The following is a 17,726-nucleotide window of genomic DNA, read 5'->3' on the forward strand; positions in this document are numbered from 1 at the left end:
TGGCAGTTACTCGCACCGCTCACAGATCAGTTCTTAGCGCTCTTGTTCTAACTGGGCTAGAACCAATCTGGTTAACACCTGAGATTGATTCAGCAACGGGTGTTCCAACAGGAATTCCGGTCTCTGAACTAGAGAGAGTTCTAGACCAAAAACCTATTGCGCTATTGCTTACTGAACCTGGCTACCTGGGAACAATTTCAGAACTGTCGGCACTCATTAAGAAGGCACATGAGAATTCAATCCCAGTAATTGTTGATGCTGCCTGGGGTGGCCACTTTGGATTTAACCCACAGCTTCCTCTGCATGTGTTGCAGTTAGGTGCAGATGCGCTCATTACTAGCGTTCACAAAGCGTTGCCCGGTTATAGCGCCTCAGCTTTGTTGTTAGCACAAGGAAAACTACTGAACTTAGATCGCATTGAACAAAGCTTTGAAACAACTCACACAACCTCACCTGCCGGAGCTCCCCTTGCTTCAATTGATGGAGTTCGCGCATTACTTCAGACTCGGGGAGACCAATTAACAGGAGAGCTTGTTTCACTCGTTAACTCCTTTAAGGCATCAGTTCAAGCAAACTTTACTGAAACGATATTTCTTAATGCTGCAGATTTTCCTTCCAAGCGCTTTGATCCCGTAAAGATTGTCTTGCGAGCAAACATTCTTGGTTTATCAGGCGTGGATGTCGAAAGAGAGTTGGGAAAAGCCAATATTCGTGTGGAAATGGCTGATCAAGACACCATCGTTTTCTTGGCCACATTGGCAGATACAGCAGAGGACTTCACAGTGCTTGAAAACGCACTTGTTCCTATTTTGAAGAAATTGCAAGGCCCAACGAGACAAACACAAACATCTCTGAGCTGGTCTGTTGTGCCAACCGTTGCCATTTCTATGCGTGATGCCTACTTTGCCGATACTGAGTTTGTTTCAGCCAAAGATGCCATTGGTCGTATCAGCGCCGACTTAATTGCACCTTATCCCCCAGGTGTTGCAGTTGTCGCACCTGGTGAGTTACTGACAGAACAGATTGTGAATGGTTTGGCAGCAACGCAAAAGGCAGGTGTGAGAATTGCCTATGCAAGTGATTCAACACTTTCCACCTACCGCGTTACTAAGTAACTAGTTACTTCTCAGGGCTAGTTATTTTTCAGGAAAATGACAAGCAACCTGGTGATCACCAGATTTAACTAACAAAGGCTCAGTAGTTGTACAAGCCTCTTGTGCTTTCCAGCAGCGTGTGCGGAAGCGACATCCTGATGGTGGATTTGCTGGGCTTGGCACATCACCAGTTAAGACAATTCGAGAAGTCTTACGTACGCGCTCTAACTTTGGATTAGCAAGTGGGACTGCAGAGATAAGCGCCTTTGTATAAGGGTGCTTCGGATTATTGAAAATCTCTTCGCGGGTGCCAATTTCAACAATCTTTCCCAAATACATCACTGCAACGCGAGCAGAAATATGTGAAACAACAGAGAGATCATGGGCCACGAACAGGTAGCTAAACCCAAACTTTTCACGCAAGTCATCTAGCAAGTTAAGAATTTGTGCCTGTACCGAAACATCTAATGCAGATACAGGCTCATCTAACACGACTAACTTTGGACGTGTAACTAATGCACGAGCAATTCCAACGCGCTGTCGCTGTCCGCCTGAGAATTCATGCGGGTAGCGGTTTCCGAACTCACGAGAAAGCCCACAGAGTTCGATCATTTCATCGACCTGTGGATCTGAATCATCTTTAGCCATGCCATGAACAATCAGTGGCTCGGCAACAATTTGGCGCACCGTCATACGTGGATTTAAAGATGCATATGGATCCTGGAAAACAATCTGCATATCTTTGCGAACTGCGCGAATTTCCTCGCGAGACATTGCATGGATCTCTTTGCCATCAAAGTAAATCTCACCTGATGTTGGATCTAGCAAACGCAAGATCAACCTGGCAGTTGTTGATTTGCCGCAGCCTGATTCACCCACTAAGCCAAGGGTTTCACCGGGTGCAATATCAAAAGAGATACCATCGACGGCGTGGATCTGTCCTACTGTGCGCTTGAACATTCCACGCTGAATTGGAAACTTCTTTTCTAGATTAACAACTCTTAGCAATGGCTCGGTCATTTGAGCACCTTCACAAAGTTAGGTTCATTCACGCGATGGCAACGAACCAAGCGGCCAGGGGCATATGTTTCTAGCTCTGGTACTTCTGTTTGGCACTTATCAATTGCAAACTCACAACGTGCAGCAAATGCACAACCCTTTGGAGGTCGTGACATCACTGGAGGTGTTCCAGGAATTGTGTAAAGACGATCTGTAGAAGTCTTATCCATTTGAGGGATCGACTTCATTAAGCCCCATGTGTATGGCATCAGTGGGCGCTCAAAGAGATCATCAACTGGTGCCTCTTCAACAATTCGACCGCCATACATAACTGCCACACGATCACAGATACCAGCCACTACGCCTAAATCGTGGGTGATAAGAAGGACAGCAACATTTAATTCACGTGCAGACTTTTCAAGGATTTCAAGGATCTGTGCCTGGATAGTCACATCGAGTGCAGTAGTTGGTTCATCAGCGATTAGTAGCTCTGGATTACATGACAAAGCCATTGCAATCATTGCCCTCTGGCGCATTCCGCCTGAAAATTGGTGTGGGTAATCATCGACTCGCTGTTGTGGATTTGGCATGCCAACCAGGTCAAGCATTTCAATAGAACGAAGCTTTGCAGCCTTAGCTGACATACGCTCGTGCACACGAATCATTTCAGAGATCTGATGACCAATTGTGTAGACAGGGTTAAGAGATGTCATTGGATCCTGGAAGATCATTGAAATCTCGCCGCCACGAATCTCGCGAAGTTCACGATCAGGTGTTGTTAAAAGATCAATACCCTTCCACAAAATGCGACCCTTTGGATAAACAGCAGGAGGCTTTGGGACTAATCCCAAAATACTCATGGCGGTAACAGATTTACCTGATCCTGATTCGCCAACAAGTCCAACAATTTCACCTGGATTTAAGGTAAGTGAAGCGCCATTGATCGCTTGAACAACACCATCGCTGGTATTAAAGTGAACGTGTAAATCATCGATGTGTAAGAGAGGCTGACTCACTTAACACCTCGAAGCTTTGGGTCGAGTGCATCGCGCAGTCCATCACCAATGAGCACAATTGACAGTGTTAGCAAGACAAGGACAGATCCTGGAATAAAGAAAACAAATGGCTTATCTGTTAAGTAGTTACGTGAGCTAGAAATCATCACACCAAGAGATGGTGTTGGTTCACGGAATCCCACACCCAAGAAGGCATAGACAGACTCGCTCAAGATCGCACCTGCCACAGAGAAGGCAAGAACAACAATGATTGGCGGGATCGCGTTTGGTCCAATGTGGCGCAGAATAATTCGCTTTGTTGTCGCACCTGTTGCTCGAGCAGCTTCTACATACTCTAAAGATTTAACCTGCATCACTGATGCACGAAATAAACGAGTTGTTGAGTACCAACCTGTGAAAACGAGAGCAGCCACAATCACCCAAAAGGATGAGCCAAAGACGGTGATAATTGCGAAGCCGATCAACACGAAAGGAATGACCTGCCAGGTATCAATGAAGCGGCTGATGAGCGTGTCTATCCAGCCACCGAAGTAACCTGCGATACCGCCTAATGAAACACCAACAAAAACTGAAATTACTGTGACAACGATTGCAACTGTCAATGAAAGTCGAATTCCAAAGGTGACGCGTGTGAAAATATCTCGACCCAAATCATCGGTTCCTAGCCAGTGTCCGTTAGAACCAGGTCCAACCAAAATATCTGGCCCAAGATCATCGTACTTCCAACCACTGATGAATGGTCCAATGATTCCGGCGAGGATTAGAAAAATAAGAATTGCTAATCCGACAATTGAAATCTTGTTACCAAAGAAGCGCTTACGCACATCCTGCCAATAGGAAAGCGAAACTGGGATCTGCTCTTCCATCGACATTAGTGCACCGCCTTTGCATCTATTTTGATGCGCGGATCAATCAAGGCATAGCTAAGGTCAACTACCAAGTTAACAAAGGCACCAAAGGCGATAACCACGATTGCTAAACCAAGCACAACCGGTGCATCTTGCGACAAGGCCGAATCAGCAATAGTCGAACCCATACCAGGTAATGAGAAAACTTTTTCGGTCTGAACCGCAACACCAAAGATTGCAATCAAAGAAGTTCCGTAAACTGTTACCACTGGAATTAAGGCGTTACGTAATGCGTGGTGGAACCAGACACGACGGGCAGATAAACCCTTGGCAAATGCGGTCCGAATGTAATCAGCTCGTAAAACTTCAAGCAATGATGATCGAAGCATGCGCGCAATAAAGGCTGCATCAACAACTGCAACAACAAGGGCGGGCAAGATCATGCCCTTCCAACTATCGGTTGGAATAATTCCAAGCGCCCAACTTTGCGGCCACGGTTTGAAGAAATTGAGCCAATCCCATCCCAACTGGAATGGAAGAACTCCAAAAAGATATTGAGCTAAGAGGCCTGATACGAATACTGGAATACCTTGAACGCCAACGGAAAACACTGTTCCAATACGATCACCGAGGGATCCCCGCTTTATCGCGCTCGTTAGGCCTACAACTAGGGCAATAATCAATTGAAATAAAGCACCCCAGAAAAGCAGGCGCGCACTTGTTGATAGACCATCTTGTAAAATTGTGTTTACTGATTTGTCATTCTTGTATGAATAGCCAAGATCTCCTCGGAATAAATTGCCCCAAAAGCGGAAATACTGAACATAGGTTGGCTTATCTAAACCATATTTTCTTTCAATATTATCCAGAATCTCCTGAGGTAGGGCTTTCTCGCCACTTTTCAGCGAAATGGGATCTCCAGGAATAATAAAAAAGAGAGCAAACATCAAGGTAACTGCAGCCCAAACAACCAAAAGGCTTTGGAGTAGACGCTTGATTGTGTAGGTAAACATTTCTCTCAATCTTAGTGGTGATATCTATGTTACAAAATTCATGAACTATAAATCGAAATGAGGGGCCCTCTTTCGAGGACCCCTCATTCCATAAGAACTTAAACTAGTTCTTTACGATTTGATCGAAAACAATCATTCCTAGCGGACTGATTGGGAATACAGAGGTGCTTGATGCAAGCACTGCTGCGATTCCGCGGTTTACGGTCTGGGTGAGAACAACGTCACTACGTAGAGCTTGCACCTCGGCACGACGGTACTGACTCTGAGCAAATGACTTGTTTGTTGTTGATCGAGCTGAATTAATCAAGCTGTCAAATGTTGCACTGCTGTAACGCTCTAGATTGTCTCCACCAATTGAATTTGAGTGAAGCAATGGGTACAAGAAATTGTCAGCGATTGCGTAGTCGGCGAACCAACCAGCACGAATCATTTGACCTTGACCCTTACGCATCTTTGAGAAGTAGGTTCCATCAGCTGGGTATGGATCTAACTTTGCTGGAATTCCTACATCCTTCAAGTTGGCGATGATGATTGAAGCAACCTTGTCCCAACCAGCACCATCGTTGTATGAAAGACGAATTGGAGCAGGAGTCTTGTTACCAAGATCTAACCAGCGCTTGTAATCTGCCTTTGCGCCATCTAGATCGCGTGAACTTGTGATTCCTTGTCCAGCTACATAGCCAGGAAGTCCTGGTGGAAGAAGACCTGAAGCAGGCTTACGTACACCCTGATAGATCACTGTTGAGATCTGATTACGATCGATTGCCTTTGAAATTGCAGAACGAAGGTACTTGTTCTTTGTTCCGCCAACAGTTGGATCTTCCCAGTTAAAGCCCCAGTAGTCAGTTCCAAGAGTTGTCTTAACGCCCTTAGTTCCCCATTTGCCTAGAAGCTCTGCATAACGACCCGCTGGAATTGGACCGTTATCGCACTGACCTGATGCAAATGCGTTATATGCAACATTGACATCAGATGAAATCTTAAATGTAACCTTTGAAAGAAGTGAAGCTTTGCCACCATAGTTAGGGTTTGGCACGATTACAACTTCGCCACCTGCGCGCTTTGTAATTGCCTTGTCTAACATGAATGGACCGTTTCCAACAAGCTTTGTGCCATCTTCTTCAATTTTGCCAGATGCGCCAATCATTGTTGTTGGGATTGGTGAGAATACTGAGTGACCAACAATTGATGGCCAATCTGCAGTTGGGTTTTCCATCTTTACTGTAAGTGTCATTGCCTTGTCATCTGCAACTACTGATGCTGCTGGGAATGCGCCCTTACCAGTTGAGTACGCATTCATACCCAAGATGAAGTCACCGTGGTATGCAACCTCTGAAGCAAGCTTCGAATCAAGTGAGCGCTTCCAACCGTTGACAAATGATGAAGGTAGAACTGGCTCTCCGTTAGAGAACTTCAGCGCCTTCTTCAAAGTAAATGTCCAAGTCTTTGCACCATCCTTGGTAGCCCACTTTGAAGCAACTTCACCGTAAAGGTTTCCGTTTGCATCTGTGTCTGTAAGTCCGTCAAATAGCATTGTTGCGACGTTGGCTCCTACAAGAGTTGATGTAAGAGCTGGATCAATGAAATCTGGCTCGCCAGCACCAAATAGCTGGCAATCAATGTATGTCGGTGCTGCAGCATGAGCTGAAACAACTGTTCCACCGACTGCAAGGGCAAGAGCTGCTAGAACCGCAACGCTCTTTCCTAGTGTCTGTACCTTCATGTAAACCATCCTTTAAATAATCTGCGCTGACGAGGGTCAATGCATTTGAATGGAGAGCGAGTTGCTCTCCGAGGGTGAACCCACTATAGGCGAATTGTCCGTTTTTCCCAAGGCCTAAGCGTGATGAACTGGATGAAAGGCCATATCTATTGGAGCAGGTGAGCCTGTTCATTCAAACTGCGAAGTGCGCGCAAGCCATCACTTGGCCAGATACTCACCGTTGTGATCGAGCATGGTGAAACATCAATATGGAAAATGCTCTCTGATGGTGCACCAACCACAACCTTGGCTGCAGACTTAATCGTTCCGTTGTGAGTCACAACAACAACTCTTTGGCCTGGGTACTCGGCTGCTATTTGATTAAGCGCGGCATCTATTCGCACAGCAACGTTGTCGTATGACTCCCCTTGGGGAGGAGCAAATCCAGTTGAAGAAAGCCACGCTTGATAATCAGCTGGATATCTTTCTTTAACTTCATCAATTGATAAACCATCCCAAATACCAAATGAACACTCAATCCATGTTTCTTCAAAAACTATTGGCAATCCAGTTGTGCGTGAGATCGCCTCTGCTGTTTGGGTCGTGCGCTTAAGGGGCGAAGCGATGATTACCTCAGGATTTAACTTCGCAACAGCTACTGCAACTTTTTCAGCCTGAGCTAATCCAATATCTGTTAACTCTGGATTAAGAGGTCCGTCTCCTGAAAACTTCTTAAAAGGAGTCAATACAGTCTCACCATGTCGAATTAAATAGATCGTTGTTGCCTTTTCAGTAGCTAACAATCGTTCTGTTAAGTAATTCTGCTGAACCTGCACTACTTCCCCGCCACCTGCTTGTTGATCGAGTGCCTTATTGGCTAAGCGATCTGCGTGTGAGTTCTCATCACGAGGGATCCATGAGTAGGTAACTAGTGATGGGTTATGTGCAGAGCGTGCAGATTGGGCCAGAACACGCATATCTGCATGCTTAATCTGCCAGCGGCCAGACATTTGCTCTACTACTAACTTGCTGTCCATCTTCACATCAACTGTTGCTGTTGCATCTAGTTCGTTGATCGCCGTAAGACCGGCAATAAGGCCGCTGTATTCAGCAACATTGTTGGTGGCAACACCTATGAAATCATAGAGCTCAGCAATGATTTTGCCGTTTTCTGTAATAACAGTTCCGTAACCAGCAGGTCCTGGATTACCGCGCGACCCACCATCTGCAGTTAAGTGAAAGTGACGTGCCATTTAAACTCCACGCACCAGGATGCAGCGGCACTCTTCACAGCGCACCACTTCATCTTCAGCTAGATCTGCAACTCTTTTTAGTTCAACAGTATTAATTGAAAGATTACATCCACCACATGCTCCCCCAACAAGTGCTGCAGCACCTGCCCCACCTGTTGTGTCACGAATCTTTTCATATAGATCGACTAACGCTTTTTCAATGCTCTGCAAAGTCTCGCTGCGATCTTTCACAATTGCATCTAAATCATTGTTGATGATGGCCATGGCATTTTCCTTGCGAATCTCAAGGTCAGCAATAACTGCAGCATGTTCTGCCTCTTCAGCCTTTAGCTTTGTGATGCGCTCATTGATTGCATCTACACGCATCATAATTTCAAGCTCAACCTCTTCAAGCTCTGAGCGTCTAGCACCCAGTGTGCCAACCTCGTGTTGTAGCTGTTCTAACTCTTTAGGAGAAGCGCTGCCACCGATAAGACGTGCTTCATCGCGTGTAATGCGCATAACGATCTGCTCCACATCACCTTCAGCGCGCAATAGCTCGCGCTTAACATCACTGAGCTCTGTTTCTGCTGCAATGCGCAGGTCGCGAGCGTTGTTTGCCTTAACAGTTGTGCTGGCTAGTTCTGCAAGCTCTGGAAGATTTGAGGCTTTGTGCCGAAGAGAAGTTGCCTGCTGATCAAATCGCTGAATATCTAAAATTGAGCGTTGGTCGCTAGGAGATGCTTTCATTTACTCTTTTCTCCCTTTGAACTGGTGGGCGCTGAGGGTTTCGAACCCCCGACATTCTCGGTGTAAACGAGACGCTCTACCACTGAGCTAAGCACCCGATATTGCAGACTTAAATCTTAACTTACGAGTCCACGATTTCCTAAATCACGCTTACAGAGCAGCGATTGCCGCCTTGTAATCTGCGTTTTCACGCGCAGCCCAACCATTCTTTACTTCCCAGCGAAGAACGCCCTCTTTATCAATCAAGAAGCTACCGCGAAGTGCGCAACCCTTTGACTCTTCAAAGACACCGTATGTTTTTGCAACACCGCCATGTGGCCAGAAATCTGACAGTACTGGGAATTGATAACTCTCTTGCTCAGCAAAAACGCGTTGCGTAAATGGTGAATCACATGAGACTGCCAAAACTTGCACATCATCATTTTGAAATGGTGAAAGATCATCACGTAATGCACAGAGCTCGCCTGTGCACGTTCCAGTAAATGAGAATGGGTAAAACATTAGTAGAACATTTTTGCTTCCCTTAAAAGAAGAGAGCGAAACTGCTTCTCCATGCTGATTTGGAATGGTGAAATCTGGTGCTGCTTGTCCAATTGTTGTCATGGGCAAAACTTACCTCTTGCCCGCTTTACGTGCCACTAATCGAGTTGCAGACCAATCCCCTGCGAGCGCAATTGTCGATGTCTGACTCAGCCCCGCAATCGGTGCGGCATCTTGAATGTCGCTCGGTTCAACATGTAGTTCGCGACCTGCCTTTGGTGTTAAGACCCAAATCGGTCCTACTTCAGATAAGTATGCAAGTGCATCCATCAATTCATCGACCAAATCACCATCACCATCTCGCCACCACAACACAACAGCATCAACGACTTCAGTTGCGGCGTCCTCAAGAAATGTGGTGCCGGTAATAGCCATGATCTGGTCTCGTATTGTGGAATCACAATCATTATCAAAGCCGACCTCTAGAACCAGGTCATCCTTGGCAAATCCCATCCGTGTAGGCACAGGCTAAGTCCACACAATGCCGGGCTTGAGCGCAAGGGGGAATTGGCTCAATTTCACACCTTTCAGTTTCGACTTACGGGGCAGTACAGACAAGAATAGGCACATGAGCGAAAACTTCGAAGCGCCAGATCTCAATATTGAACAGTTGGTCGATACCGACCCTTCTGAGTCAGCCGAATGGAGAGCCTCCTTTGATGCTGCCCTAAAAGCTGCTGGTCCGGTACGTGCTCGCTACTTAATGCTCAACTTGTTGCAGCATGCTCGTGAAAAAAATATTGGAATCTCTGCGCTACGTGCAACTGACTACATCAACACCATTGGTCCAGAACATGAAGCTCCATTTCCAGGAGATGAAGATTTAGAACGCAAGATCCGACGCATTAACCGTTGGAACGCTGCGATGTTGGTTCACCGTGCACAGCGTCCAGGTGTTGGAGTGGGCGGACATATTTCAACCTACGCATCATCTGCTGCCCTCTATGAAGTTGGTTTTAACCACTTCTTCCGCGGACAAGATCACGCAGGTGGCGGAGATCAGATTTTCTTCCAGGGACATGCAAGTCCTGGAATGTATGCACGTGCATTTCTTGAAGGACGTTTAACTGAAAATCAGTTAGATGGTTTCCGTCAAGAACTTTCACATCCAGGTGGCGGACTTTCTTCTTATCCTCACCCACGTTTAATGCCAGATTTTTGGCAGTTCCCTACTGTGTCCATGGGTATTGGACCACTTAACGCAATTTATCAAGCACGTTACAACCGCTATCTCCACAACCGTGGAATCAAAGACACAAGTGATCAAAACGTCTGGGCATTCCTTGGTGATGGTGAAGTAGATGAGGTTGATGCATTAGGTGCTATTGGTCTTGCTACGAGGGAGAAGTTAGATAACTTAACTTTCGTTATTAACTGTAACTTGCAACGCCTAGATGGCCCAGTACGCGGTAACGGAAAGATTATTCAAGAGCTTGAATCAATCTTTGGTGGAGCTGGTTGGAATGTCATTAAAGTTGTTTGGGGTCGCGGTTGGGATCCATTGCTGGCACAAGATCGCGAAGGCGCACTTGTTAAGTTAATGAATGAAACCCTTGATGGTGATTACCAAACATTTAAAGCTGAGTCTGGAAAGTATGTTCGCGATAACTTCTTCGGTCGCGACCCTCGCACCGCTGCAATGGTTGCCAATTGGACTGATGATCAAATCTGGAATCTAAAGCGCGGTGGACATGATTATCAGAAGCTATTTGCTGCCTACACCGCTGCAACTGCCAAGAATGGTCGCCCAACAGTTATCTTGGCTAAGACTGTTAAGGGCTGGACACTTGGTTCACACTTTGAAGGTCGTAACTCAACGCACCAAATGAAGAAGATGACTTTGGAAGATATTCAAAAGTTCCGCGACACATTGCATCTAGATATTCCTGATTCTGCCTTGGATAAGTACTTACCTCCTTATTACAAGCCAGCAGCAGATTCTCCTGAGGCAAAGTACGTGGCAGAGCGTCGCGCCGAACTCGGTGGATCTATTCCACGTCGTCGCACACAATCACGCCCACTAACAATGCCTGACGACTCTGTCTATGAATCAGTAAAACGCGGCTCTGGCCATCAAGAAATCGCCACAACAATGGCCTTTGTTCGCATGCTCAAGGATCTTGTTAAGGATCCAGGACTGGGCGCACGCATTGTTCCGATCATTCCTGATGAAGCTCGCACATTTGGTATGGATTCATTGTTCCCATCAATGAAGATTTATTCTCCTCATGGTCAGAAGTACACAGCAGTTGACCGCGAATTAATGTTGTCTTACAAGGAATCAACGTCAGGTGTGATTTTGCATGAAGGTATTAATGAAGCTGGATCTGTTGCCTCATTTACTGCAGTGGGATCTTCTTACTCAACTCATGATGAACCAATGATTCCTATCTACATCTTCTACTCAATGTTTGGCTTCCAGCGCACAGGAGATGGATTCTGGGCTGCGGCAGATCAGTTGGTTCGAGGATTTGTAGTTGGTGCAACAGCAGGACGCACAACGCTAAATGGTGAAGGTTTGCAACACGAAGATGGTCACTCACTGCTACTTGCAGCGACTAACCCAGCAGTTGTTGCATATGATCCTGCATTTGCATTTGAACTTGGACACATTGTTAAAGATGGCCTCCGTCGTATGTATGGTGAAAACAGTGAAAACATTTATTACTACTTAACCCTTTATAACGAGCCATATATTCACCCAGTAGAGCCAGAAAACTTAGATGTTGAAGGCTTACTCAAGGGAATCTATTTGTACTCACCAGCACCACAATCACGTAAGAAGAGTGCGCAGATATTGGCATCAGGTGTGGGAGTTAACTGGGCACTTAAAGCGCAGCAACTTCTTGCAGATGATTGGGGCGTCAAAGCTTCAGTGTGGTCTGTAACTTCATGGAATGAACTTCGTGGTGATGGTCTAGAAACAGATCGACATAACCTGCTCAATCCAAAAGACAAGCGCACCGCATACATCACCAAGAAGTTAGATGGTGCCAAGGGCCCAGTAATTGCAGTTAGTGATTACATGCGAGCTGTGCAAGATCAGATTTCTCCTTGGGTCCAACAGCCTTTCTACTCACTTGGAACAGATGGCTTTGGCTTGTCAGACACACGTGGCGCACTTCGTCGTCACTTCAATGTTGATGCAGAGTCCATCGCTGTCGCCGTCTTGCAGCAACTGTGCAATCAAGGTGAGATCAAGCAAAGCATTGTTACAAAGGCAATGGAGAAGTATCGAATTGATGATGTCTCGGCAGCAGATGCTGGCAACACAGAAGGCTCAGGTTGATCTAAGCCTTTTTAAAAATCTTAGAAAACTTAGGAACTACCAGCAACATTAAAGCAGGGATGCACAGTGCAATTGAAAGCGATGTCGCCTGAGCCGTCCAAGCGATAATCCATCGCATCACAAAGACGAGTGCAATATTAATGACTCCGATTTGGCCAATCACAACGCTGGATGGAAACTTTGAGCGTGTATTTGCTGCATTCATTACTGATGGCCCTAAGAAGGATGAACCAAGCCCTGCGATTGTGAAACTAATTGAAAGAATGACAATGACAAGGGTTTGATTTGAAGTTCCGGTGATGCTCACCGCAATTATCCCTGCAATTATGGATAACCCCGAGAGTAAAGATGCACGCGCCATCAAGAAATCAATACTGTAGCGGGGCAAGAGATTATGAAGGTTTAATCGTCCAATAATCATTGCTAATGTGAAAAGAATGTAAGGAAGAGTGTGAATTCCACCCAGAATTTTCATATCCTCTTTTACAAATATTGCAGCCCAATCGCTCACTGCATACTCAAGCATGATGACCAAGAGCAGCGCAACTGAGACTGGGATATCAACTTCAAAACCCTTAAACATATCCCTAGCCCTGTGCTGTGAATCAGGATTTATATTGGCTTTGATCAAATTTGGAGAAATCCTGATAATGATTAGAGTCATCAGTACAAAGCAGATGCTCGCTAAAAAGTTGGTATAGGTACCCAATTCAACTCGATCTACTAATAATCCCGCAATCATTGAGGAAAATAGTGCACCGCTACTCCAGAAACCGCTCAAAAGAGTAATGATCTGTCGCTTGGTGCGATCTTGGAAAAAGAATCCCTGTGAGTTGATGGAAATATGAAAGGCAGAAATAGCGCCACCTTGAATAATGATAGAGATTAAAAAGACAAGGCTTGATGTGCTGTGCGTCAAGAATGTAAGACTGACGGCCAGTAAAAGTGCTCCGATGTGCAAAATCCAACGCGCTCCATATTTGTGCACAAGGTGACCAACAGTAAGGAGCGCAACAAGGTTTCCTATTGCAGCCATACTGACGATTGATCCAAACTCACCGTTAGTCAGCTTCAAATTGGCTTTTACTTCAGGGAATCTAGGCACCCAGGACATGATTAGAAGGCCGAATAGAAAGAAAAGTACCTTTATCAGCTTTAATTCATACTTAACATCGATACTTTCTCTCAAAATAGGGCACTCGCTAACTCTTTTCGAGCAGCGGCTAAACGTGGATCAGATGGATCGACCAAGGCAAAGAGATCCAGTAAATGATTCTTAATCTTTGCACGCTCATCACCACTTGTTGCTTTCACCGCATGAAGCAGTCGCGTGAAAGCAGCTTCAACTCCCCCATTAACAATCTCTACATCTGCAGCCTTTAATTGAAGAGCAATGTCGGTAGGTGTGGCAGTGGATTGGGCAATGATGGTGTTGAGATCTAAACCCTCCGTGCGCATCAATAACTGTGTTTGGGCAAGACCAAGTTTTGCTAAGTTTTCAGAAGGCTTTCTTGCTAACCATTTCTTGTACGCGGCTTCAGCTGCAACATAATCACCAGATTCAAGTGCGTTCATCGCATCGGTTTCTTCAGGTTCAATGTGCTCTACCGGTGCTTCACCGACACCTTGCTCAGATGAAAGAGTCAAGACCTTATCTATAACCATTTTTACTTGAGCCTCAGGATAGGCCTGTTCAAATAAGGGAACCATTTGTTCAGCAATAATTGCTACGGCATACGGGACTGATTTAGTCTGAAATGCTTGTGCAACTTCTGGGTTTGCATCGATATCTACTCGTGCAAGGGAGAAGGCGGCTTTGTAATCAACTTCTAGCTTTCCAAGAGTTTTAATCATCTCAACAGACTCAGGACTACGAGATGTCCACATCAACACAATTACGGGACGTACTAAAGAGAGCGGCAAGATTTTATTGCTTAAATTCTCGACAGTTACCTCTATGCCCGGCATCGGTACTGAAGGATCTACCTTTGGTTTAGTAAGAGAACTTAAATCAAAGGCTTGCCCGAAATTAGGTGGCAAACTCATGATGCCATCCTATCTACCCAAGAACTATGTCGACGCCAGAGTCACGACGCGATGGCAAAATCTCGGCGCAATAATTATCTGTTGCAACTTCAAGTCCCACGTCATGGCCTGCTTTTTCACTTAAATACCAGCGGTTTTCAAGGATTTCGTGAAACATCTGTGCGCGTTCTACGCGGCCACGCATGTGATCAGGAACTCGCGAGATCACCTTTTCAAATACTTCACCAAGCCACTGCTTTGCCATTATATGGATCGATAATCCAGCGGTGTTTTCACGTGCACGATAGCGATCAAATGATGCAAGTAATCTCTTAGCCTGTAGCTCTTCTGTTTCTAACCCCATAAGCTCACGCAAACGCTGTGTGTGATATCCAGCTGCAACTAACTTGGGTACGAAGGAAAGCATTTGTGTATTGCCATCAATGGTTACGGAAACCTCTTCAACAGCAAATCCAAGGTCATGGAGCTGGCGCATTGCACTTTCTACAGCGTGCCGATCCTTTGGATCTAATAACTGAGGCTCTTTGAGCGCCGCCCATAATCTGCGATAGCGACGAATCACAGCTTCAGCTGCTCGCACTGGATCCATACCGGGATATAAAACTCCAGATAAGGCAAGATCTTCTAATTCGGCAGCAACGTTGAAGTGAACAATTTCTAAATCATGCTCTCTTTGTCCATCGCTTAAACTTTTTTGAAACTCACCCGTTTCTGCATCTACTAAATATGCAGCAAAGCCTTCGGCATCTCTGCGGAATAAAGTGTTAGACAAGGAACAATCGCCCCACCAAAATCCCAATAGATGCAAGCGAACCAAGAGAAATGCGAGCGCAGTTGCCATTGTCGTAATTTCATTTGCAGTTACCGCACCCGATAACAAAACTCGATATGGCAATGAGTAGGGCAAGAAACGAGTAACAATGGCGCAGGGAAGTTCTTCACCCTGTGCATCTGTGCGGCCCTCGACAACGGCAACTTGTTCCACACATGGTGCGCCTAGCTGAGAGAGTTGGCGCAAAATGACGTATTCGCGGTTGGCAAACTCGGAAACAGTTTCTTTCACTGCATAAACAACGGCATCTGGGTCGCTACTTGCTCGTACAAGACGCACAACGTGGCGCGAAATTCCGCGTTTTTCGGCAAGTACTGGATCTTCTGGCCACTCTTCCAGGGGTAGGTGCCATGGCAGGCCAGTGACAGAGGCGATCTCCTCGCCTAAACCCGTAATACGCAGTGCCATGGTCGGTATTCTTCCTCATAATTGTTTCCAGAACATGAACACCACGGTTCATTCTTAGTGATCTATGCACTTTAGAATAACGCTATGGCAATTACACAGAGAATCAAGAAAGCTACTACTCGTGCCCCTAAGTCTACGAAGGCACCAGTCGATTACGGAATTCTGGGCAAACCAATCAATCAATCCCATCCTTTTTACTTCGGATTCATTGCAACTCTCGGGGCTCTGACCGCAATTGTCTTGATGCGAGCTTTGGCAAGTGTGAGTCAAATCTTTGTATTGATACTAATTGCCCTGTTCTTAGCAACTGGCTTGAACCCTGCTGTTGAAGCCCTTCGTAAACGTAATATGTCTCGAAGCACAGCAGTGACAGTAATTTTCTCTTCGGTAATTCTATTTGTCATCTTTTTTGCCCTAGTTGTCGTTCCGCCAGTGATTAGCCAAGGGACAAATTTGATCGAGAATGCACCACAGTTATTGCGTGACTTAATGAAAAATGAAACTATCAATCAGCTCAATACTCAATTCGGACTTATCGATACTTTGCAAGAAAAATTAAAAACTATTACATCTGATGGAACTTTGCTTATCAGTACATTTGGTGGAGTCATCGGCGTTGGTAAATCGGTATTGTCTGGTTTCTTTACAGCGCTAACTATTTTGGTCCTCACCTTGTATTTCATCACCTCATTGCCACAAGCAGTAGATCTAAGTCTTTCATTAGTACCTGCAAGCCGCCGAGATCGTGTTGGACGTTTAACCAACGCTGTAATCGCAAGAGTCGGCGCCTTCGTTGGTAGCCAGATCTTGATAGCTGCTATGGCCGCCGTTTTTGTAGTAGTTCTGGCGACAGTTTTAGGTTTGCCTTCGCCAATTGCGATCGGAATGATTGTCTTAGTCGCCGCCCTTATTCCTCTAATTGGGCACTTCCTTGGTAGCGCAATTGTCACTTTGATTGCTCTTACTCAATCTGTTGCAATCGGAGCGATTGCATTTGTTGCATACGTTGTTTATGTGCAAATTGAAAACTACATTATTACGCCGCGAATCATGAAGCGAACCCTGGCGGTTCCAGGTGCGGTAACGATTATCTCCGCACTCATTGGCTCATCATTATTGGGATTAGTTGGTGGATTACTGGCCGTGCCAGTTGCAGCATCGATCATTTTGATACTTGATGAAGTAGTTATTCCTCGCGCAAATAACAGTTAAAAATCAGTGGGAAGCGGCGCTTGTGCGCCGGTGACGATGCTGTTTAGTTCAGATAGAACACGGTGAACTGATGGTTCCCCTAGCCACAAATGCTTAGCTCCATCGACAGCAATAACGTTCATTGTGGGAATAATTGCAAATCTTTGTCGAGCAGCATCTGGTTTCAGATAATCATCTAGCTCGGGTACTAAAGCAGTAATCGGGCGGGGATCTGTATTCCAATACTTAAGTTGTTCATCAGTTGTTGTGCGCAATGGCGGGCTCAAAAGGATTAACCCCTTGTGCCGTGAATCTTTTGCATGCTGAAGGGCTAGATCAGTTCCAAAGGACCAGCCAGTGACCCAAAGATTGTCCAACTTTAAAGTGTCAAAGCAGTAAGAAAGCATCGCTTCCACATCAAAGTGCTCAGCAACTCCATTATCAAATGTTCCCGTGCTGCTGCCTGCTTCACTCGTTGTTCCACGTGTATTAAATCGAACAACAGTAATGCCGGCAATTGCAGGTAAGCGGTTGGCGGCTTTTTTATAGATGTGGCTATCCATCATTCCACCAGCTGTTGGCAGTGGATGCAAGCAAAGGAGTGCACCTTTTGACGGAGCTACAGGTGCTGCAACCTCACCAATCAAATCAACACCATCAACTGTCATCACATGAAATGGTGTTCGAATAGATTCAAAGACACTACTCGATCTAACAGGCTGGCTCATACTTCAAATCCTATCTATACCCGACTAGGCTTGTTCAC

Annotated in this window: 16 protein-coding genes and 1 tRNA gene; 3 read left to right on the forward strand and 14 right to left on the reverse strand. The window is 45.7% G+C overall.

Features of this window, described 5'->3' with window-relative positions; all coding sequences use genetic code 11:
* Nucleotides 1–1,115, forward strand: a 1,115-nt coding sequence (locus AC9UEY_RS03100) for an Orn/Lys/Arg family decarboxylase (protein ID WP_509537619.1), incomplete at its 5' end; no start/stop codon positions are given.
* A 21-nt stretch (nucleotides 1,116–1,136) separates the two neighbouring features.
* Here AC9UEY_RS03100 and AC9UEY_RS03105 read toward each other — a convergent pair.
* The 10 genes from AC9UEY_RS03105 to AC9UEY_RS03150 form a co-directional block, all read right to left on the reverse strand.
* Nucleotides 1,137–2,114, reverse strand: a complete 978-nt coding sequence (locus AC9UEY_RS03105) for an ABC transporter ATP-binding protein (protein ID WP_509537622.1) — start codon at nucleotides 2,112–2,114, stop codon at nucleotides 1,137–1,139.
* Entirely contained in the window at nucleotides 2,111–3,109 is a 999-nt protein-coding gene (locus tag AC9UEY_RS03110) for an ABC transporter ATP-binding protein (RefSeq protein ID WP_509537625.1), read from the reverse strand. Before AC9UEY_RS03110 ends, AC9UEY_RS03105 begins: the two co-directional genes overlap by 4 nt.
* Nucleotides 3,106–3,981, reverse strand: coding sequence for an ABC transporter permease (locus AC9UEY_RS03115; RefSeq protein WP_509537628.1), 876 nt, complete (start codon nucleotides 3,979–3,981; stop codon nucleotides 3,106–3,108). The genes AC9UEY_RS03110 and AC9UEY_RS03115 overlap by 4 nt, the downstream gene beginning before the upstream one ends.
* Nucleotides 3,981–4,970, reverse strand: a complete 990-nt coding sequence (locus AC9UEY_RS03120) for an ABC transporter permease (protein WP_509537631.1) — start codon at nucleotides 4,968–4,970, stop codon at nucleotides 3,981–3,983. Before AC9UEY_RS03120 ends, AC9UEY_RS03115 begins: the two co-directional genes overlap by 1 nt.
* A 103-nt stretch (nucleotides 4,971–5,073) precedes the next feature.
* Complete coding sequence (locus tag AC9UEY_RS03125) at nucleotides 5,074–6,693, reverse strand: peptide ABC transporter substrate-binding protein (RefSeq protein WP_509537634.1); 1,620 nt, start codon at nucleotides 6,691–6,693, stop codon at nucleotides 5,074–5,076.
* Nucleotides 6,694–6,839: 146 nt separating this feature from the next.
* The gene (locus AC9UEY_RS03130) at nucleotides 6,840–7,925 is read right to left on the reverse strand and encodes a bifunctional RNase H/acid phosphatase (RefSeq protein WP_509537637.1); all 1,086 of its coding nucleotides are present in this window, start codon (nucleotides 7,923–7,925) and stop codon (nucleotides 6,840–6,842) included.
* Complete coding sequence (locus tag AC9UEY_RS03135) at nucleotides 7,926–8,654, reverse strand: zinc ribbon domain-containing protein (RefSeq protein ID WP_509537640.1); 729 nt, start codon at nucleotides 8,652–8,654, stop codon at nucleotides 7,926–7,928. It abuts the gene before it with no gap.
* A 22-nt stretch (nucleotides 8,655–8,676) separates the two neighbouring features.
* Nucleotides 8,677–8,751: transfer RNA gene (locus AC9UEY_RS03140), tRNA-Val, on the reverse strand.
* Between the two features lie 53 nt (nucleotides 8,752–8,804).
* Nucleotides 8,805–9,257, reverse strand: a complete 453-nt coding sequence (locus tag AC9UEY_RS03145; RefSeq protein ID WP_509537642.1) for a peroxiredoxin — start codon at nucleotides 9,255–9,257, stop codon at nucleotides 8,805–8,807.
* A gap of 9 nt (nucleotides 9,258–9,266) precedes the next feature.
* Nucleotides 9,267–9,647 carry a DUF3052 domain-containing protein gene (locus AC9UEY_RS03150; RefSeq protein WP_509537743.1) on the reverse strand — a complete coding sequence of 127 codons (381 nt, stop codon included), beginning with the start codon at nucleotides 9,645–9,647 and terminating at the stop codon, nucleotides 9,267–9,269.
* Nucleotides 9,648–9,762: 115 nt separating this feature from the next.
* On the opposite strand from AC9UEY_RS03150, the gene aceE reads away from it, so the two are divergent.
* Nucleotides 9,763–12,483, forward strand: a complete 2,721-nt coding sequence (aceE, locus tag AC9UEY_RS03155) for a pyruvate dehydrogenase (acetyl-transferring), homodimeric type (RefSeq protein WP_509537645.1) — start codon at nucleotides 9,763–9,765, stop codon at nucleotides 12,481–12,483.
* A 1-nt stretch (nucleotide 12,484) separates the two neighbouring features.
* Here aceE and AC9UEY_RS03160 read toward each other — a convergent pair whose 3' ends face one another.
* From AC9UEY_RS03160 to AC9UEY_RS03170, 3 genes are read right to left on the reverse strand one after another with little or no spacing between them, the layout of a single operon-like run.
* Entirely contained in the window at nucleotides 12,485–13,672 is a 1,188-nt protein-coding gene (locus AC9UEY_RS03160) for an MFS transporter (protein WP_509537648.1), read from the reverse strand.
* Nucleotides 13,669–14,529: a co-chaperone YbbN gene (locus tag AC9UEY_RS03165; RefSeq protein ID WP_509537651.1), complete on the reverse strand. Its 861-nt coding sequence runs from the start codon at nucleotides 14,527–14,529 to the stop codon at nucleotides 13,669–13,671. The genes AC9UEY_RS03160 and AC9UEY_RS03165 overlap by 4 nt, the downstream gene beginning before the upstream one ends.
* Before the next feature lie 13 nt (nucleotides 14,530–14,542).
* On the reverse strand, nucleotides 14,543–15,769 hold the full coding sequence (locus tag AC9UEY_RS03170) for a DUF4032 domain-containing protein (RefSeq protein ID WP_509537654.1): 1,227 nt from the start codon (nucleotides 15,767–15,769) through the stop codon (nucleotides 14,543–14,545).
* 84 nt (nucleotides 15,770–15,853) lie between these two features.
* Here AC9UEY_RS03170 and AC9UEY_RS03175 point away from each other — a divergent pair, with 84 nt between their 5' ends.
* Entirely contained in the window at nucleotides 15,854–16,981 is a 1,128-nt protein-coding gene (locus tag AC9UEY_RS03175; RefSeq protein WP_509537657.1) for an AI-2E family transporter, read from the forward strand.
* Here AC9UEY_RS03175 and AC9UEY_RS03180 read toward each other — a convergent pair.
* Nucleotides 16,978–17,688, reverse strand: coding sequence for an alpha/beta hydrolase (locus tag AC9UEY_RS03180; protein ID WP_509537660.1), 711 nt, complete (start codon nucleotides 17,686–17,688; stop codon nucleotides 16,978–16,980). The genes AC9UEY_RS03175 and AC9UEY_RS03180 overlap by 4 nt on opposite strands.
* Between the last annotated feature and the right edge of the window lie 38 nt (nucleotides 17,689–17,726).

It is taken from the genome of Candidatus Planktophila sp., assembly GCF_040402275.1.
Classification (GTDB): Bacteria; Actinomycetota; Actinomycetes; order Nanopelagicales; family Nanopelagicaceae; genus Planktophila.

Bases quoted from the DNA above. Each gene is read 5' to 3' on its own strand.
- AC9UEY_RS03150 (WP_509537743.1), bottom strand. From the start codon at position 9,647: ATGGGATTTGCCAAGGATGACCTGGTTCTAGAGGTCGGCTTTGATAAT.
- AC9UEY_RS03165 (WP_509537651.1), bottom strand. From the start codon at position 14,529: ATGAGTTTGCCACCTAATTTCGGGCAAGCCTTTGATTTAAGTTCTCTT.
- AC9UEY_RS03180 (WP_509537660.1), bottom strand. From the start codon at position 17,688: ATGAGCCAGCCTGTTAGATCGAGTAGTGTCTTTGAATCTATTCGAACA.
- AC9UEY_RS03120 (WP_509537631.1), bottom strand. From the start codon at position 4,970: ATGTTTACCTACACAATCAAGCGTCTACTCCAAAGCCTTTTGGTTGTT.
- aceE (WP_509537645.1), top strand. From the start codon at position 9,763: ATGAGCGAAAACTTCGAAGCGCCAGATCTCAATATTGAACAGTTGGTC.
- AC9UEY_RS03130 (WP_509537637.1), bottom strand. From the start codon at position 7,925: ATGGCACGTCACTTTCACTTAACTGCAGATGGTGGGTCGCGCGGTAAT.
- AC9UEY_RS03145 (WP_509537642.1), bottom strand. From the start codon at position 9,257: ATGACAACAATTGGACAAGCAGCACCAGATTTCACCATTCCAAATCAG.
- AC9UEY_RS03125 (WP_509537634.1), bottom strand. From the start codon at position 6,693: ATGAAGGTACAGACACTAGGAAAGAGCGTTGCGGTTCTAGCAGCTCTT.
- AC9UEY_RS03175 (WP_509537657.1), top strand. From the start codon at position 15,854: ATGGCAATTACACAGAGAATCAAGAAAGCTACTACTCGTGCCCCTAAG.
- AC9UEY_RS03135 (WP_509537640.1), bottom strand. From the start codon at position 8,654: ATGAAAGCATCTCCTAGCGACCAACGCTCAATTTTAGATATTCAGCGA.
- AC9UEY_RS03105 (WP_509537622.1), bottom strand. From the start codon at position 2,114: ATGACCGAGCCATTGCTAAGAGTTGTTAATCTAGAAAAGAAGTTTCCA.
- AC9UEY_RS03170 (WP_509537654.1), bottom strand. From the start codon at position 15,769: ATGGCACTGCGTATTACGGGTTTAGGCGAGGAGATCGCCTCTGTCACT.
- AC9UEY_RS03115 (WP_509537628.1), bottom strand. From the start codon at position 3,981: ATGTCGATGGAAGAGCAGATCCCAGTTTCGCTTTCCTATTGGCAGGAT.